The 17,383-nt window shown below is 62.9% G+C and carries 19 protein-coding genes; 8 read left to right on the forward strand and 11 right to left on the reverse strand.

The window, feature by feature from the left end:
- Positions 1–3: 3 nt before the first annotated feature.
- The 3 genes from KVY23_RS13140 (at position 4) to KVY23_RS13150 (ending at position 2,034) form a co-directional block, all read left to right on the forward strand.
- Positions 4–222, forward strand: coding sequence for a hypothetical protein (locus KVY23_RS13140; RefSeq protein WP_230556825.1), 219 nt, complete (start codon positions 4–6; stop codon positions 220–222).
- A gap of 20 nt (positions 223–242) precedes the next feature.
- A complete protein-coding gene (locus KVY23_RS13145; RefSeq protein ID WP_230556826.1) occupies positions 243–1,217 on the forward strand; it encodes a hypothetical protein in 975 nt (324 codons plus the stop codon).
- A gap of 430 nt (positions 1,218–1,647) precedes the next feature.
- The gene (locus tag KVY23_RS13150; protein ID WP_230557098.1) at positions 1,648–2,034 is read left to right on the forward strand and encodes a DUF1304 domain-containing protein; all 387 of its coding nucleotides are present in this window, start codon (positions 1,648–1,650) and stop codon (positions 2,032–2,034) included.
- Here the strand turns inward: KVY23_RS13150 and KVY23_RS13155 are convergent.
- Both KVY23_RS13155 and KVY23_RS13160 read right to left on the reverse strand, forming a co-directional pair.
- The gene (locus tag KVY23_RS13155; protein WP_230556828.1) at positions 2,024–3,268 is read right to left on the reverse strand and encodes an NAD(P)/FAD-dependent oxidoreductase; all 1,245 of its coding nucleotides are present in this window, start codon (positions 3,266–3,268) and stop codon (positions 2,024–2,026) included. The two genes, KVY23_RS13150 and KVY23_RS13155, sit on opposite strands and share 11 nt — an antisense overlap.
- Positions 3,265–4,491, reverse strand: a complete 1,227-nt coding sequence (locus KVY23_RS13160) for an alkane 1-monooxygenase (protein ID WP_230556829.1) — start codon at positions 4,489–4,491, stop codon at positions 3,265–3,267. Before KVY23_RS13160 ends, KVY23_RS13155 begins: the two co-directional genes overlap by 4 nt.
- A 133-nt stretch (positions 4,492–4,624) precedes the next feature.
- On the opposite strand from KVY23_RS13160, the gene KVY23_RS13165 reads away from it, so the two are divergent.
- Positions 4,625–5,275 (forward strand): TetR/AcrR family transcriptional regulator, encoded by a 651-nt coding sequence (locus tag KVY23_RS13165; protein ID WP_230556831.1) that lies wholly within the window; start codon positions 4,625–4,627, stop codon positions 5,273–5,275.
- On the opposite strand, the gene KVY23_RS13170 is transcribed toward KVY23_RS13165, so the two are convergent.
- Positions 5,244–6,566 carry an FAD-dependent oxidoreductase gene (locus KVY23_RS13170; RefSeq protein WP_075838151.1) on the reverse strand — a complete coding sequence of 441 codons (1,323 nt, stop codon included), beginning with the start codon at positions 6,564–6,566 and terminating at the stop codon, positions 5,244–5,246. The genes KVY23_RS13165 and KVY23_RS13170 overlap by 32 nt on opposite strands.
- A gap of 187 nt (positions 6,567–6,753) precedes the next feature.
- On the opposite strand from KVY23_RS13170, the gene KVY23_RS13175 reads away from it, so the two are divergent.
- Positions 6,754–7,722 carry a diiron oxygenase gene (locus tag KVY23_RS13175; protein WP_230556834.1) on the forward strand — a complete coding sequence of 323 codons (969 nt, stop codon included), beginning with the start codon at positions 6,754–6,756 and terminating at the stop codon, positions 7,720–7,722.
- Between the two features lie 9 nt (positions 7,723–7,731).
- On the opposite strand, the gene KVY23_RS13180 is transcribed toward KVY23_RS13175, so the two are convergent.
- The 5 genes from KVY23_RS13180 to KVY23_RS13200 form a co-directional block, all read right to left on the reverse strand.
- Positions 7,732–8,583: a TetR/AcrR family transcriptional regulator gene (locus tag KVY23_RS13180; protein WP_230556836.1), complete on the reverse strand. Its 852-nt coding sequence runs from the start codon at positions 8,581–8,583 to the stop codon at positions 7,732–7,734.
- Entirely contained in the window at positions 8,574–8,939 is a 366-nt protein-coding gene (locus tag KVY23_RS13185) for a hypothetical protein (protein WP_230556838.1), read from the reverse strand. The genes KVY23_RS13180 and KVY23_RS13185 overlap by 10 nt, the downstream gene beginning before the upstream one ends.
- Positions 8,936–10,099, reverse strand: a complete 1,164-nt coding sequence (locus KVY23_RS13190; protein WP_230556839.1) for a hypothetical protein — start codon at positions 10,097–10,099, stop codon at positions 8,936–8,938. The genes KVY23_RS13185 and KVY23_RS13190 overlap by 4 nt, the downstream gene beginning before the upstream one ends.
- 63 nt (positions 10,100–10,162) lie before the next feature.
- Positions 10,163–10,831 (reverse strand): hypothetical protein, encoded by a 669-nt coding sequence (locus KVY23_RS13195; RefSeq protein WP_230556841.1) that lies wholly within the window; start codon positions 10,829–10,831, stop codon positions 10,163–10,165.
- Between the two features lie 237 nt (positions 10,832–11,068).
- Positions 11,069–12,550, reverse strand: coding sequence for an NAD(P)/FAD-dependent oxidoreductase (locus KVY23_RS13200; RefSeq protein WP_230556843.1), 1,482 nt, complete (start codon positions 12,548–12,550; stop codon positions 11,069–11,071).
- A gap of 123 nt (positions 12,551–12,673) precedes the next feature.
- Here KVY23_RS13200 and KVY23_RS13205 point away from each other — a divergent pair, with 123 nt between their 5' ends.
- Complete coding sequence (locus KVY23_RS13205) at positions 12,674–13,327, forward strand: TetR/AcrR family transcriptional regulator (protein WP_230556845.1); 654 nt, start codon at positions 12,674–12,676, stop codon at positions 13,325–13,327.
- On the opposite strand, the gene KVY23_RS13210 is transcribed toward KVY23_RS13205, so the two are convergent.
- A complete protein-coding gene (locus tag KVY23_RS13210) occupies positions 13,317–14,375 on the reverse strand; it encodes an SDR family oxidoreductase (RefSeq protein ID WP_230556847.1) in 1,059 nt (352 codons plus the stop codon). The genes KVY23_RS13205 and KVY23_RS13210 overlap by 11 nt on opposite strands.
- Positions 14,376–14,443: 68 nt before the next feature.
- On the opposite strand from KVY23_RS13210, the gene KVY23_RS13215 reads away from it, so the two are divergent.
- On the forward strand, positions 14,444–14,782 hold the full coding sequence (locus tag KVY23_RS13215) for a helix-turn-helix transcriptional regulator (RefSeq protein WP_075838145.1): 339 nt from the start codon (positions 14,444–14,446) through the stop codon (positions 14,780–14,782).
- A gap of 73 nt (positions 14,783–14,855) precedes the next feature.
- The gene (locus tag KVY23_RS13220; protein WP_230556849.1) at positions 14,856–15,302 is read left to right on the forward strand and encodes a MarR family winged helix-turn-helix transcriptional regulator; all 447 of its coding nucleotides are present in this window, start codon (positions 14,856–14,858) and stop codon (positions 15,300–15,302) included.
- A 6-nt stretch (positions 15,303–15,308) separates the two neighbouring features.
- On the opposite strand, the gene KVY23_RS13225 is transcribed toward KVY23_RS13220, so the two are convergent.
- Together KVY23_RS13225 and KVY23_RS13230 are read right to left on the reverse strand one after the other, a co-directional pair.
- Positions 15,309–15,749, reverse strand: a complete 441-nt coding sequence (locus KVY23_RS13225; RefSeq protein WP_230556851.1) for a DUF4188 domain-containing protein — start codon at positions 15,747–15,749, stop codon at positions 15,309–15,311.
- A 120-nt stretch (positions 15,750–15,869) separates the two neighbouring features.
- Positions 15,870–17,339 carry a GntP family transporter gene (locus tag KVY23_RS13230; RefSeq protein ID WP_230556853.1) on the reverse strand — a complete coding sequence of 490 codons (1,470 nt, stop codon included), beginning with the start codon at positions 17,337–17,339 and terminating at the stop codon, positions 15,870–15,872.
- Positions 17,340–17,383 lie beyond the last annotated feature (44 nt).

Below are 17,383 nucleotides of genomic sequence, written 5' to 3' on the forward strand. Positions count from 1 at the left end.
CTGGTGCGAACCAAGATGCGACGCGGTGGGGTGTGGATCGACGTCGCGGTCGTGGCGGCGGTCGTGGCCGTCGGAATGGTGGTTGCCGGTGTGACCAACCATCCGCAGCCCGACGTCGAGGCCATACCTGGTTGCGAGGTGGTCTTCCCCGCCGGGGAGGGGTTCTCCTTCACTATCGGCTCCTACATGGGTACATACGACAACCCGATTACCCCTGGCTGACGGCAGCGAAGGCGTCGGCGATGTCGGATGCGTTGATCGAATCATTGCCCACCGATGTGGAGTTGGAGTTCGCTGCCCCTTCGGAGTCCTTGGTGTTCCAGCCGATGGACATCTACCCGAAAGACGCCACGATCGGGAACGGAATCACGGTCGAGGACATCGGCGGCGACAGTACGGCCTCCGGCGTCGTCGGTCGCGGCGGTACCGATGCTTCGCTGAGGGTGTCGGCCGAGGCGTGGGACGGTGAGGTACCGCCGTGTACCGAAGGGCGGGTCGACGAACGAACGACGCTTCCCGACGGCACCGTCGTCGATACGCTGGATGCGGTCTCCGAATACGACGGGGTGTCGACACATCACCGGACAGCGATCGCGTACTTCGCGGACACTCTCGTCAGTGCGAGAACGACCAGCGAAGGAGAAGATTCGGCGCTTCCGCTGGAGGTCGACGAACTCCGCGATATCGTCTCGAACCCCGAATTGCGTGTGAGTGCACAAGTCCCCGATGGAACGCCACCGCCGCGTCACGACTGCCGGTCGTCGCGGGAGAACCCAGTGCCTCCGCTTTCGAAGGATGTGGTCGAACGCCTCGGCGCAGCACTGGCGGACCAGTGGGCCATCTCCTTCCCTGCTGCGCGCACCGACCGGCCCATAGGAGACCTGGTCCCAGGGTCGTACGGCAGTGGAAGTGCCTGCAACAGAGTGAACGTGGAAACACCCGCCGGTACAACCGAGTTGACCGTCGAAATCTCGGTCGAGGAGAACACCGAGTGGCGCGACGCCGAGGTGTCGGACAGTCCTGGCGTGAGCGGAACAACCCCGCCCGACGGCACCGTCGTCACCGGTTGGACCGACGAGTTCGCGAGTGGCGATCAACCATCCGAGCGGTTGAGGGTGCTCCGGCCGTCGAACACGGTCGTGCAGTTCGGCTTCGGTGACGGAATCGACGTCGACTCACTCGTCGACCTCGCGTCGGCGCCAGGGTTGGATCTGTAGATCTGCGGCGTGAGTCGGCAAGTGAATGGTCGATGAAAGCCGAAGGAGACATGTCGATCCGACTGCGGGTGCTTCCACGTTCGGGGAGCCACACGTTGTCACCGCCGCTGAACGCGCCGAGGCAGACAACGGGCTTCTTCCGGGCCCAACCGCGATCTGGGTAGGCGCCGGCGTCGCCGCCGCGGTGGCTGCCGGTGTGGCGGGGTGGGCCATCCGTCGGCGCCGATAGTCGCCCCCGCCCGCGGATTTAACCGCCTATTGTGCGTCTACGGACCGCTCAGGCGCACAATAGGAGGTTAAATCTGCACGCTCCAACCCGCTCAGCCGCAGATCCGCCCACCCACCCGGCCGCGCACGACAGGAGTCGACCTCCCCCGAGCACCTCCTGCGATACGGTGACGTGTCCGTTCGCACCGCAGAAGGGCTTCACATGATCGCCGCCGGTCTGATTTTCGCCGCACTCGCTAGCGCGCTGCACGTGTACATCTTCGTGCTCGAATCGTTCCTCTGGACCGCACCGCGCACCCGCACGGCATTCGGTACCAGCGTCAAACAAGCTGAAGCCACCAAAGAGATGGCCTTCAACCAGGGTTTCTACAACCTCTTCTTGGCGGTCGTCACGGCAGTGGGCATCGTCGCCGTGCTCATCGACGCGACCGCAGCCGGAGCCGCGCTCATTTTCGCGGGTACGGGTTCGATGCTGCTGGCAGCGATCGTGCTCTTGGTGACCTCGCCCGACAAGAAACGCGCAGCCATCGTGCAGGGCACAACTCCCCTGCTGGCTCTCGTGCTCCTCACGATCGGGTTCATTCTCTGACGCCACTGAGGGGCACGGTGACCGCGGTCAGGTCCACGTTGTCGTCGGCCAACAACGCTCGGTCGACCGGGCGCTGGTCCGCGACCAGTGCTCGCACAGCTCTGATGTCCTTGGGCCGGCCGATGCCGACAGCTCCAACCAGCTTGTCGCCGCGCAACGCGAACGCGGTGAAACGCCGGTCGGCGATCGAACCGCGAACCACGTAGTCGTCGTCTGCTCCGGTCCAACCGGCGAACTGCAGGTTCACTCCGTACTGGTTGGACCATCCCCACGGAACGTCGAGGCCGTCGACAACATCCAGACCGTCAGTGCCGATGCCGAGCATCGAACGCGCCGCAGCCGCGCCCTGATCGATCGCGCCGTTCCAATGTTCACTGCGATAGGTCCCACCGAGAATCGTGTTGGGAACCTCGGCGACGTCGCCGGCCGCGTAGATGTTCGACGACGACGTCCTCATCTGCGCGTCGACGACGATGCCCGCGCGGGTCTCGATGCCCGAGGCTACGGCGAGTTCGGCATTGGCTACCGACCCCACGGCCACCAGCACCGTGCCCGCCTCCCAGCTGCGGCCGTCCTCGGCGATTGCGCGGACGGTGCCGTCGGGCAGCTTTTCCACCGCGGCCACGGTGACGCCGGTGTGGATGGCGACGCCCTTCTCTGCGTGCAGGTTCAGGTAGAGCTCCGAAATAGCCGGTGGCACAATTCGACTCAACGGCATGTCCGCGGACAGAATCGTTGCCTCGGCGCCGAGTTCGCGGGCGACCGCTGCCGCCTCGCACCCGATCAGTCCGCTGCCGATGACCAGGAGCGAACCGGTCCGGCGGATCTCGGCGCGCAGCGGTTCGATGTCGGACGCGGTGCGCAGGGTGAAGACGGGCGCGCCGTCGAGATGATCGAGTTGCCGGGCACGGGAACCGGTGGCGAGCAGTAGGGCATCGAAGGGGACGCGATCTCCGCTGTCGAGGACCACCTCGCCCGCCGAGATCGACACCGCCGTATCGCCGTGACGGAAGGCGATCTCGTCCGCGAGCGCGCCGAGCAGAACCTGCTCGATGGTCTTGGTGCCGGCGAGGAGTTCCTTGGACACAGCCGGCCGTCGGTACGGCTGCGCATGCTCGTCACCGATCAGGGTGACAATTCCAGTGAACCCCTTCTCGCGCAGCGTCTTGGCTGCGGTGAAACCTGTTGCGCCGGCACCGATGATCGCGATCGATTCAGGCATCGACTCGTTCATACCTGTGCTCCGTACTTCCGCAGAATTTTCGCGCGCTTGGACGGCTGGATGTTCACGCGGGTGATGTCGCCGTCGTAGTGATCGAGGACGCGGTGATCCATCACCTTGCGCCAGATCGGTGGGAAGTAGGCGAGCGAGATCATGCTCGCGTAGCCACTGGGCAGGTTGGGTGCGCCTTCCATACTGCGCAGGACCTGGTACCGCCGAGTGGGATTGGCGTGGTGATCACTGTGACGCTGCAGGTGGTAAAGGAAGATGTTGGTCACGATGTGATCGGAGTTCCAGCTGTGTTCCGGCGCGCAGCGCTCGTACCGGCCGTTGTCCTTCTTCTGCCGCAGCAGGCCGTAGTGCTCGAGGTAGTTCACCGTCTCCAGCAGCGAGAATCCGTAGATCGCCTGAATGATGAGGAACGGCAACACGACCGGACCGAAGACCGCGATCAGGACCGCATAGAGAACCACGGACATCAACCAGGCGTTGAGTACGTCGTTGTGGATGCTCCACGTGCTCTTGCCGACTCGCTGCATGCGTTGCTGCTCGAGTTCCCACGAGGACTTCAGGCTGCCCCACACGCTGCGCGGCAGGAAGGTCCAGAAGCTCTCACCGAACTTTGCGCTGGCGGGGTCCTCCGGCGTCGCGACGCGGACGTGGTGGCCGCGGTTGTGCTCGATGTAGAAGTGTCCGTAGAACGTTTGGGCCAGAGTGACCTTCGAGAGCCACCGCTCCAGACTGTCCTTCTTGTGGCCCATCTCGTGCGCGGTGTTGATGCCGACGCCGCCCATGACGCCGACGCTGATGGCGAGCCCGATCTTCGAGATCAGGCCGAGTCCACCGTCGATGCCGAGCCAGCTCAGGTTGTCCGCCGTCCACAGGTAGCACGCGAGCACGAGGGAGGTGAGTTGGAACGGGATGTAGGCGTAGGTGCAGTAGCGGTAGTACTTGTCGTTCTCGAGCTGCTCCATCACCTCGTCGGGCGGGTTCTGCCCGTCGGGTCCGAAGAAGCGGTCGAGAACGGGAAGGAGTCCGTAGACGAGCAGCGCGCCGATCCACCACCAAACGGGGGACACAGCTGTCCAGCCGAGCTGGTTGAACGCCCACACCAAACCGGTGGCGACGAACACCGCGGTCGGTGGGATCAAGCCCATCAGCCACAGATAGCGCTTGCGGTCGCGCCAGGCGTCGGTCGGCGCCTCCGCCTGATGTTCGACATTCGATGTCGTCATCGGTTCCTCCTTGGTGAGTGCGATCACTTCTGACTAGACAATACAGCCATTTTGTAATTTTGATAGACAAATCTAGAAATTTGTAAACCTACGAGTGACCGCCGACGCGCAGCTGCTGATACCGTTTCGAATCGTGATCGAGTTTTCGACTACCACGTCCGGTTCGAAGAAGCAGGCGGCGCGGACCTCGACTCAGAGCCGTTCGACCGGCGTCCAACGCCGAGGGGCAGAACGCGTGAAGGCGCTGCTCGCCGCCGCAGAAGAGCTGCTCGCCGAGCAGGGCTACGAGGGCGCCACCCTCAAGGCCATCGGAGAGCGCGCAGGCATTCCCACCGCCTCCGTCTACCACTACTTCGCCGACCGGTTCCAGATCGAGGCGGAGCTCATGGCACGGCACACCCGCGCACTCGACGGGCGAATCATCGGCGCCCTCGATGCCCTACCGCCGTGCACGCTCGGCGAGGCCGTCGACGCGGTGGTCGACGCGGTGGTCGCCTACTTCCGGTCGTACCCGAGCATCGTTCAACTCTGGTTCTCGGGCCGCGGTTCGAACCTCGAGGTACCCACAGACGCGTCCGACGAGGCCCGCAGCGCGCGCATCCTGCGCCTCCTCATCGACCGAGAACTCGTCCGTCCGGACACCCCACTGCTTGCCGTGCACCTTTCCTACGAGGCCGGTGACCGCATCTTCGAGGTAGCCTTCCGCGTGCCCGAGGGTGACGAGGCGACCATCGACGAGGCGCGACGGATGGTTACCGCGTACCTCGCGTCGTATTCGCCGTGAGCGCCGCCGCCACCTCGCGCGCTACCCGGGACCCGGATTCGATGGCACCCTCGTAGTACCCAGCATGGTCGTCGGCCGTCTCGGTACCCGCCCAGTGAATGTGGCCGATCGGTTCGGACCACATCGGCAGACGCAACTCGCTCATCCCCGGATCGGGCACCGCCGAGTATCCGCCACCGACGAATTCGTCCAAGTGCCAAGACTTCTCGTGCCAACCCGCCGGCTGGAGAATCCTGGATCCGAGGTGCCGCGCCAGTGGCGCGAGAACGGCCTCGCGACGAGCCTGCGCGTCGAGCTGGGACATCTCCCGCGCTGATGGTCCGCCCGCGAGAAAGCACAGGTGACCCGGCCCGCCGACGGGGCTGGTGTCGAAGACTCCCCCGCCCGGTCGGTCCAGAATGATGAACTCCCCGCCCTTGCCTTCGCGCCAGAAGGGCTCGTCGTACACCGCGATCGCCTTGTACACCGACCCCATGGACGTGTTCTCCTCCAGCGCTACCCGCCCCGGCGGGAGAGCAGGTTGGTGCTCGATCTTTCGCGCCATCGGCGGCGCAGCCGTGACGATGACCTTCGCAGCTCGCACCTCACCGGAGGAGGTTCGGAGCGTCACCCCGCTGTCGTCGCGAACGATCGCGGTGACGCGGCTCCCCGTGCGCACACGCGGTCCGAGCTCCGCGGCCATGCCGTCGATGAGCGCTCCGATCCCCTCGACGAGCAAAGACTCCTGCGCGCCGCCGGACGTCGACAGCATGTCTTTGATGCCACCCTCTCGCCGAATCATCTTCGCCAACGAATCGACGGAATACCGGTCCAGGTCGACGGTCCAGGAGATCTGCGCGATCACCTCCAGCAGACGACGAACACTGGCCCCCGGAACGTGGTCCAGCCACGACTGCACGGTGCTATCGCCCCAGCGTTCGGTCCCTCCGAACTCGGAGAGCGCAGCAACGATCGTCAAGCACGCGGTGGCTTCGAGCCCCTCAGGAGACAGCATCGACAGGGTGCGGTCTCCGTCGATCGCCTGCGGCAGCGTTCGTGTGTGCATGGCGTACTTGGTGGCGCCGAGCTCGGCGGCGAGCGCAGTCACGCGATGGTGATCGTGGCCGATCCACTGGCCGCCGAGGTCCACTCGAGATCCGAGCACGGTCGTCTCGGTCAACGCGCGACCCCCGAGCCGATCCGCTGCTTCGAGAACCAGCACGTCGATTCCCTGACGATGCAGCTCACGGGCGGCGAACAACCCCGACATCCCCGCGCCCACGATGGCTACCGTCGCGTCCCGTTGCGCCATGTGTCCCGCTCCCCACTCGCAGTCGAGACGCCCGGTAGTCAATCTCGATTCGAAATCGACTTTAGGGAGGATGCTCTAGCTCGTCAAGGACGGTTGTCTGTGACAGCGTGTTGCACTAATGTGAATGAGACATCCTGTCCAATGTAGATGTTTGGGCGATAGTCTCGCTCGGAAGGACCTCGTCACCATGACTGCGAGCACAACGCGAATCGCGTACGAGCAGACCCTGCAGACGCTCTCCACCGCCTCGGTGCACAAACATTTCGACGCCTTCGTCGACATCGACTGGGATGACCCCGATTACGCGGTGATTGCCGACGATCCACGCTGGGTCCTGCCGTCGTTCGACCCCCTTGGCGCCACCACGTGGTACCGGTCGCTGCCACTACAGCGGCAGATCGAGATCGGCATGTACATGCAGGCCAACACCATGAAGGTCGGTCTGCAGTTCGAGCAAATCCTCATCAGCGGCCTCATGCACTACGCGCTCTCGCTGCCGAACAACTCACCGGAATTTCGCTACTCCACACACGAAGCGACCGAGGAGTGCCACCACACTCAGATGTTCCAGGAATTGGTCAACCGCATGGGCATCGACGTTGCCGGCGGGCCGCGATGGTTCCGAAAACTAGCACCGATCATGCCCCTGGCTGCCGGCCCACTCCCGTTCGGATTCTTCGTCGGCGTCCTGGCGGGCGAGGAGCCGATCGACCATGTGCAGAAGACCATGCTGCGCAGCGGCCATGAGCGTCACCCACTGGTCACTCGGATCATGCAGATCCACGTGGCAGAGGAAGCGCGGCACATCGGTTTCGCGCACCAATACCTGCAATACAAGGCACCCAAGCTGAGCTCGCGGCAACGGGCCGTGATGGGCGTCGCGACCCCGATCGTCATGCGCGTACTGTGCGACGCCATCCTCAAACCCACCCGAAAGATGCGGCGCGACCTAGACATTCCAAAAGAGGTCGTCGACGAGGTGTGGTGGGACAGCGAGCACTCGAGCAAGGTTCTGCGCGACATGTTCGGTGACGTGCGCATGCTCTGCGGCGAGCTGGGACTGATGAATCGCTTCTCGCGTCGAGTGTGGAAGGCCATGCGTATCGACGGTCGGCCATCGCGCTATCGCAGCGAACCCGCCACCAGGGCTGCCTGACCTGATGCGCTACGAGTAGATGACCGGATCGCTCGGTCGAATCTCGATCCCCTCGCGTTTGGCCACCCCGTCCACTACTTGCCAGATGGACAGTTTCAAGAACTCGGCCAGCTGCTGCTCGTCGATGGCCCGCTCGGGGTTGGCGAGCCACCTGTTGACGCTGTGATCGATGAGTCCGATCAGCCCGAACGCCAAAGTTTCGGCCAGTGCCGGATCGGCGTTGCGTGCGCGCAGGTTCATGTCGAACACGGCCGTCACCTTCACCGCCACAGCGGTTTTCGCGCCCGTCACCGTCCGCGACCCCTCGGTCCGGCGACTGGCCGAGCCGATACCAAGGAACAGGTGCAGCTGCGGAAACTCGACCACCCAGCTCAAGTAGCTGTCCACTCCGTCGGCGACAGCTTCCCCGATGGTTCCCATGGGGTCCACGGCCAGGCGATCGAGCAGAATACCCAGAATCCGCACGCGCAGTTGCTCATCGAGGTCGGAACGATCCTTGAACACTCGATACACCACGGACCGTGGGACGCCGGCCCGTCGCGCAATCGTCTCGACCCCGACGTCAGGCCCCTTCTCGCCGATGACAGCGACGCCGGCGTCAAGAATGCGCGTCCGACGCTCCGCTTTGTGATCGGCCCACCGCACGGTTCGTCCATCTACCGCGGACTCGGGCTGATCACGTTCTTTGGCCATGGCGAACACAATAGCCAGCGACTCGGGTGTGTATGGATATCGATCCGGGTACGGCCCTCCGCGGCGCTGAGCATGGCCGGTCTCGGTATCGACAAGGGCGTGCTCGGGACCACCCCAGTGTCGAGCGCCCTCGCACGTCAGCAAGGATTCCGGTTCGGCTACTGCCACGGAATCGTATACGGCTCTTCGTCGTCGGGAGGCGGCTCTTGTGATGGCGGAAACCAGACGAGCAGCGGCTCGCGCTTCAGTTCGAGTACCTCGGGAGGCAAGGGAACGCATGCGGTGTCGATGTCCTGCCACCTGCACTCTCCCAGGCTCACGCGTTCGGCGTATGCCCGCAATTCGGGTGACGCTTCGGGACGAGAAGCGAGAAAGTACATCAGCGAACTGTCCGCGACCCGCGGCTCGGTGAACGAGGGCATCGGGGTTCGTTCGACTTCGGCGCGCGCGTCGGACAGGCGGTCCAACGCATCGGCCATCGTCCTCATCGCCTCCCGAAGCAGCGGATCCGTGGGTTCGGTCATGCGTCCGCCCAAGGTTCATCGCCTACGCCGATCGAATACGGGCCTTCGGGGAGGTCGTATACCGGGCGGGCGTCAGCGGTGACCTTGACATCCCACAGAAGCTTCGCGTCCTCGATCTTTTCGGTAACCGGTGCCAACTTCCGTTCGAACTGATCGTTCAGATACCCGCTGGGGCTTGCAACCAGGGACAGGAACTCCTTGAACGCGTCAGTAACCACACGGACTTGTTCGACGAGTTTGTCGCACAAGTCCATTCCCTTGCGGATGATCTCGTACACCGTGAAGATCTGATAGGCCCAGCCCACGTACGGAACCTTCTTCGACAAAAACTTCAGAACATTGAGACCACTCGTCAAATCGATTTCCTCCTCGAGGAACCGACGGATGGTGGAGACCAGGGTGTGTACCGAGCGCCGGATCTCGTCCGCAGCGCGCTCGGCAACAGCCTCGATGACCCGACCGCACGAGCCCTCCCAGCGCATCGCATCAACTTGCTTCGCTGCGTAATCCTCGTAGGCGACAGCGGCCATCCCGTCCCAGAACTCGTCGACACGGGCAGTTCCCCGTTCCAGAGCCGTACCTCCGCTTTCCATCGCCTCGCCGGCAATCCGGTAGGCCGCTCCGAGGCGCCGCAGGTCGTTCCAGTTTCCTCCCAGCGGTTCGATCAACTCTCGGAGCGGGCTGCGTCCGACGATCTCTTCGATTGCGTCATCCACATCGCCCAGCCAGCCGGCCGCATCGGCGATAACCTCGGCCACATCGTCCGGGAAGGTGGCGGGCGAGGGGTAATCGATTCCATCGGGGTGCCCGTAATCCTCGGGGTCGGAATAGAGCACGACGACGCCTACCGCAGCGTGAGAGGAACTCCCTCGATCTGCACCGGGCAACTCCTTCGGCAGAAGCTGTGTGTGTGCGTTGAGTACGTCGTAGTTCTTGTTCTCCTGGTCCACGTACAGCCAGGCCGCAGTGTTGAGCCGGTCTCCGATTTCGATGCAGTTCGACGACAGGCCAACATGCCGACCGCGCCACATGTCGCGCAGAGCGTCGAAGGGCTCCAGCAGAGAATGGAACACCTCACCTTGCCAATCACCGAGCGGTGTCGCATGCTCGTTGAAGTATCTGTGTGCCGCGAGCGTCTCCGAACCAATCTCGGATGCCAACCGGCCGAGGCCTGAGATGTGGTTTGGTTCAGCGTAAAATGTCTCCGCGCTCACTGTCAGCCCCTATTGTTCCCGGCGCAGAGTCGAAATTATCTGCTCGACTTCGGTCTCGCTCAGTGCGCCCTCTACTCGTCGATCAGTTTGCACCATGAACACTGCAACGGTCGCGTTGGAGAAACCCTCTGTCGCAACAACATCGAAAGTGGCTTCGACGGGATCACAGTCGAACTTCTGCGTCATGTTCGATATCTGTGCCGAGTACCGAACCGCAGGTGCGCCGTCGATCTCGAAATCCACGGGCTCCGAGTACTCGATCACGACATCATCACCAGGCTTGCTACGAAAAATAATCTCGGCGTCACGGCTTGCCTCGAATGCAGCCGTCGGGATATCGACCCCATTTCTGCCGGTCATTCCAGTAAGCGCCTTCGTGGCACCGTCTCGATGCTCTGGGCAATAGTCGTAGTCGTACATCGCGACGCCGCCGTACACCACGCTGCCGAAGTCGGTGTTCCATCCGGTGACTCCCCGCGACGAGTTTCGCCAATCTCCCGGGACCGTGTAGCTCACGCCGAACTTGGTGTTGATCGGAATCGGATCACCCTCCGCTACCTCCACCTCCGGCGGCGGAAACAGCATCGACGGGAAACCCGGCGGCAACCCCGGAGCAGACGTCGACGATGGGAGATGCTGTGACGGCACCGGCAGTGACGTCGTAGCCGGAGACGCCACCCCCTCATACGTCCCTGGATCCCCGGGACCCAGATTCGGCAACATAAAACCCGCAAACGCCAACACCCCGAACAACCCCACTATGCGGACCAAACGCATTTTCAAGCTCACCGCAGCCCCTCCCCCGAAGATGCCAGGACGCTAGCACGCTCAACCTACTGCTCGGTCTGTGCCATGCACACCGAACCGGTTGCGTTGAAGACTCTCTACGCAAGTGGCGTACAACCGACCCGCCCCTCAGGCGTAGTCGTAATCGTCGAGCGGGAAACTGCTTGCCTGACGGTAGGTGCTGAGCGTGGAGCTCGGCCGGAGCAGTGTCGCCTCGCCGTGCTGGTTGAAGTAGTAGCTGTTGGCCGTAGCGCATTGGCCGAGAGCAAAAACCGAGTTGCCGACCTTCGCCGTCATCCGTTCCAGGAAGTCGTCGTTGGCATGATGGGTGACCTCGAAGACCGTCGCCTCACGGTCCTGCATCGCGGTGAACAGTCGGTCGATGTGCCTCATCTGGGACTCGATCGTCGTGAAATACGATAGCCCCGAATAGGAGTACGGACTGTTGAGGGAGACGAAGTTGGGGAATTCCGGAACCGCGATCCCCTCGTAGGCCTGAAATCTGTTCTCGCGCCACCAGGTACCAAGGTTGCGGCCGCCGCGACCGATGATCTCGATCGCCGGAAAGTTGACGTCCCAAAGGTTGAATCCGGTGGCCAGCACCAGCACGTCGATGTCGCGTCTGGTGCCGTCGGCGGTGCGGATACCCTCGGCGTCCACGCTCTCGATCGATGAGGTCTGCAGGCTCACATGGTCTTTCGTGAACGTGCGGTAGTAGTCATTGGAAAAGGTCGGGCGCTTGCATCCGAAGGAGTAGTCCGGGGTCAACTTTCGGCGGAGCTCTCGGTCCCGCACCTGCCGCGAGAGATGGGCTCGACACCACAGTTCGCCCAGCTTGTTCACCAGCGGCAACTGCTTGTAGTGCAGTACGCCGGAGACCATCATCATCTCCAGAATGGACGTACCGATGAGGCGCACGATTCGCTGCGTCAACGGAAGTGCTGCAAAGGTCTTCTGCACGAGGGCAGGGATGGTGGCGTCGGGCTTCGGACTCACCCAGATCGGCGTGCGCTGGTAGACGGTGAGTTCGGCGGCTTTCTCGGCGACCTCGGGGATGAGTTGGACGGCGGTCGCCCCGGTGCCGATGATGGCGGCGCGCTTGCCGGTCAGGTCGTAAGTGTCGTCCCAGTCGGTGGTGTGGATGATCTTGCCGGCAAAGGTATCGATGCCGTCGATGTCGGGCACCTTCGGCTGGGACAGAAACCCGGTTGCGGTAACCAGGTACTTCGCGGTCAGCTGCGCACCGCCGCGGCACCTCACGGTCCAGTGGGCATTGTCTTCGTCCCACGAGGCGCCGTCGACGACGGTGTCGAAGCGCATGAGCCGTCGCAGACCGTATTTCTCGGCGACATGATCGGCATAGTTCTTCAGCTCCGAACCCGGCGCGAAGAGCCGCGACCAGTACGGGTTGGGCTCGAACGAATAGGAGTACGTGGACGAGGGGATGTCGACGGCCAGTCCCGGGTACCGGTTGACGTGCCAAGTTCCGCCGAGATCCGACTCGCGCTCGAGGATGAGCAGGTTGTGGTGACCGAGCCTGTTGAGCTGGATGGCGGCGCCCATGCCGCCGAATCCGGCGCCGATGATGATGGCGTCATAGTCCGTGGCCATGAAGATCTCCTAGGGATCGAGGTGAGCGTGCCGGTCAGTCGGCGTGAGACCGCGCGAGCCAGTATCTGACGTCACTTTCGGAACGGTATGTCAGTTTTGCGTCCAGTGCAATAGGCTGGGGCCATGACAGTGGGTTCACCTCGGACTCGGGCCGAGCGGAAGAAGCAGGAGTTACGACGGGAAATCGTCGAAGCTGCATTCGAGTGCTTCACCGAGCGCGGCTATCACGCCACCGGGATCGCAGACATCGCCGCACGTCTCGGCATCGGCCACGGCACGTTCTACCGGTACTACGAGAACAAGCGCGACATCGTCGACCACGTCATCACCGATCTCATCGAGCGAGTGGTCGCGTCACTGACGGCCGAAAACGCCCCTGAGGCAGCGAGCAGCCTGGCCGACTACCGTCGCCAAACCGCACGAATCGGCGACGCCCTCACCTCGGTCTTCGGCTCGGATCCCAGAGTCGCACGCTTCCTCGTACTCGAAGCCGCCGGAATCGACGCCGACATGCGCGAACGCGTGCTGGACTTCCACGAATTCGCTGTAGGACTGACTGCCGGCTACCTCGAACACGGCGTCGACATCGGCTACCTACGCACCGATCTCGACATCGCGTCCACTGCCCGGGCCATCAACGGCATGATTCTCTCGGGGGTTCTTGCCGCATTGAGGGAACCCGACCCGGCCGCACAGGAGCGCCTGGGCACCGCCATCAGACGGGTCATGTACGACGGGATCTCCGCGCCCCCGAAGGGTGGCAACGTCACGGGATGATTTTTCTCTTTCGCAGGTCGTCGAAGATGTCTACGAACATTGCCTCGGTGTCGACGAACCGATGAAAGCCGAGGCGACGTGCTTTGGAACCGTCGGCCATGACGTCGTAGTCCCAGGCGAACACGAAATCGCCGAATGCCCAGGAAGACACATCGGAATACGGGGTCTCGGCCAGACCGTTTTCTGCAACGATTGCATCCCACACCGGCTCCTTGTCAGCCATGACGACGTCCAGCGACATCGGTAGCGCAGGCGCAGTCGCGAGCTCGAAGTAGGACGCGATACGCGGCCACATATCGTTCCAGCGGAAGAGATCGCCGTTGTTGATATTGAATGCTTGGTTTGCACACTCGGGTGTCGTTGCTGCCCACACCGTGGCTTCGGCCAGCAACCCGGCGTCCGTCATCTCGATGAGGGACGTGTAGGCACCGGGCGCACCTGGAAAGCGAAAAGGAACGCCGAGCTTCTTGCAGAGGGTGGCGTAGACGGCGATCACCAACGCCAGGTTCATCGGATTACCGAGGGCGAAACCGCACACCACCGAGGGGCGGATGGCTGACCACGTCCACGCTTTGCCACGTTGGCGAGTTTCCAGGAATTGTTGCTGGTCGACGTTGAACTCAGGAGGCATGTGCGGCGGATCGCTCTCCCGGGCAGGCGTTTTGAACGGTCCAAGGTGGGCTCCGTACACCTTGTAACCCTGCATCAGGCTTACATGCTCGAGACCGGGCGACACCGCTTCGATGGCTGAAACAGCATTGACGAGCATCGCCACATTCGGAGGAACCAGCTCGGTCCACGTTGGCCGGTCCTGGAATGCGGCGTAAAAAATGTGGGTGACGTCGGTCAGCGGCGACAACTTCCGGCGAGTGCCCTCGGCATCGAGTAGGTCGACGGAAATATGCCGTAGCCTCGGTCCATCATCGCCTCCGCGTCGGGAAACGCCGACTACATCCCAGTCCCCGCTGCTCTGGAGGTGCCGCACGAGATTGCTGCCGATCACACCTCTGGCGCCGACCACGACGGCAACCCGCTTCGTTTGGTTCATCGAGAATCCTCCATCTGTAAATCGCGATATTGCGATTTGCCTATCTAACCACAAATCGCGATATTGCGATGGCCGGTATAGTCGAGCGGGTGACCACACCACTCGATGAGCGTGAGCTGTCGGCCGTGTTCGCTGCGCTCGGCAATCCGGCACGGCTGGCCATCATGCACTGGCTCAAGGACCCAAGCGATTTCCCGCCTCAGTCGGCACCCGCGGAAGAAGTGGGAGTGTGCCTCAAACACATCCAGTCGCGAGCAGGCGTGTCCCAATCGACAGCGTCTCAGTACATGGCCGTCCTACACCGGGCCAACTTGGTGACACCGACAAAGATCGGCCCGTGGGTCCATTACAAGAGGAACGACGAATGCATCGCCCGGCTCGCCGAGACCATTCAGATCCATCTGTAGCGAAACGCAGGGCTCCGACCAGACCGAGAAAGGTGTTGACCTCGAGCTATGTTCAGGTTCTACCGTCATGCCCATGACAACAAAACCGATGCAACCGCCCGAACGTCAACCGATCGGATTCTGGACCGCACGAGCCGGCGAAGCCATTCGCGAGCGTACCCAGGGGGCGCTGCGCGAGATAGGTCTCATGCAGCCCGAATGGTGGCTGCTACAACAGCTTTCCCTTGATCCCGACGGTATCGACCGCGACGAAACCATCGAGAAGATCGGTCACAACGACACCCCCGAGGCCATCGTCGAAGCAATTTCCTCCGCTACCGCGAAAGGCTGGCTCGTCGAAACCGGTTCGCGCTTGAAGCCCACCGACGCGGGCCTCGAACAATTCCAGCGCGCCTTCGATCTTCAGCAACAGCTACACGAGGAACGGATGCAGGGAATCAGCGAGGCCGAGTTCGTGACGGCGATTCGCGTCATGCAGCGCACGATCGAGAACGTCGGAGGCAATGCGTGGCACTGGTAGATGTGGTCAGCTCGCCCCGATGCGGGCTCGCGCGGTCTCGCTGCGTTTGCCCACCTTGACCGATCGCCCGGCCGCAGCCAGGCCCATGACAGGCATGTTCGCGTAGATCGACTCGTGTCGACCGACCCCGACACGGTAGGTCTCGTGATAGATCCCCACGTCACCGTTGACACCCACTCGCCTGTTGAATGCCCGCCACGCCGGCAGATGCGGGTCGTTCAGATTCTTCGCGAACGCTTCGAGCTGGTCGAAACTACGCCAGTACTGCACCACTGTGATCGTTCGGCCACCCAACGATGTTCGCGCTGCGAGCAGTCCCTTCTCGGGGTGCTGCTGCAGCTCACGAAGCATGCGCGGCATGGCGACGAAGGCGTGGATCCACTTGTGGATCTTCCACAGCTTGTTCAGTCGCATCCCGATCAGGAACACAACGAATTCGCCATCCATCTCGGCTGTATAGCGTCCTGGTTGAACTCCGTTACCGGCCATCGCTCGTCCCTTCGGTGTGGCTATCCCCTTACTGGATAGTTCTACTATCCAGTGCCGAAGTCAAGGCCACCGAACCGGCTACAGCCCTGCAGCCGACACAACACCCCACAGCAAGAAGGTGATGAGGAATCCGGCGAGGCCCAGCACAGTGGTCAGCACCGTCCACGTACGCAAGCCATCACCGACCGACAGGCCCAAGAACCGCGTGACCACCCAGAAGCCCGAGTCGTTGACATGCGAGAACCCGAGGGCGCCGAAGCCAGTAGCGAGCACCAACAACGTCACTTGAACGACTGTGTAGTCACCGGAAGTGACTGCGGCGCCGAGCAATCCGAGGGTCGTGACGATCGCCACCGTAGCCGAACCCTGCGAGGCGCGCAGGGCTGCTGCGACCACGAACAGCGACACGATCAATGGCAACCCAGCCGCGGAGAGCGATCCGGCCAGCGCGTCGCCGATCCCGGTTTCGGTGAGCACGCGGCCGAACACACCACCCGCACCGGTGACGAGAATGATGATCGCCGCCGGGGCCAACCCGGCGTCGAGTGCCTGCCCGATCTGCTGCGAGGTCAACCCGCGGCGCACACCGAGAACGATGTAGGCAAGGGCGGTGGTGACCAGCAACGCGACCGCTGGGGCACCGACGAACCCGAGGACGCCCGCCGCGGCAGAATCCTCGTCGACGAGCAGTCCGCCAACAGTGCCGAACATGATCATCACGATCGGCAGCACGATCAGACCCGCCACCGGAAGCCACCCGGCAGGCCGTTCGCGACCGGCAATCGTGATCGGATCCTCACCGTCGTCACCTGCGCTGGGACTCTTCGAACCTACGGCGCTGAAGCCGGAATCGGCAGCGCCGCCCGAGGCTACGCCCGCCTTGGCATTCGCGGAGAAGGTAGCGAAGGTTCGTGCGGTTTCACGCAGCATGGGAATGTCGCGACGATTGAGGATTCGGGCCACGTAGTAGCTGAGTACGCCGAGAGGGAGACAGATCAGCAGCGAAAGAATGGTGAGCCAACCGAGATCTGCATCGACCAGAGCAGCGCCGCCGACCACACCGGGATGCGGCGGAACCGTGACGTGGATGGCGAGCATGATTCCGGCTACGGGCAAGCCCACCTTGACCGGGTCGACGCCGAGCACGACGGCGAATCCGTAGATGATCGGGACGAGCACGATGAAACCGACATCGAAGAACACCGGGATCGCCAGCAGAAAGGCAACTGCAACGAGCGCGGCGATCAATCGCTTCGGCCCGAAGACCTCTCCGGCCTTTTCTGCGAGTGATCTCGCTCCACCGGAAATCTCGATCAGCTTGCCGAGCATCGTGCCGAGCCCGACGAGCAGCGCGACATTGCCGAGAGTGCCGCCCATACCTGCGACGACGATGTCCATGATCTCACCGAGCGGGATGCCCGCGACGACGGCGGTGAGGATGCTCACTGCCAGCAGTGCCAGAAATGCAGGCACTTTCAGTCTGATGACGGCTACGAGAAGCAAAGCGACACTCGCCACAGCGACGAGTAGTAGTCCAGTGGTGCCCACGACGTTCTCCTTTGAACCGGTGCGGCTGGGTGGGGTCCGGTGCA

This window comes from Rhodococcus sp. I2R (assembly GCF_020889545.1).
Lineage (GTDB): Bacteria > Actinomycetota > Actinomycetes > Mycobacteriales > Mycobacteriaceae > Rhodococcoides.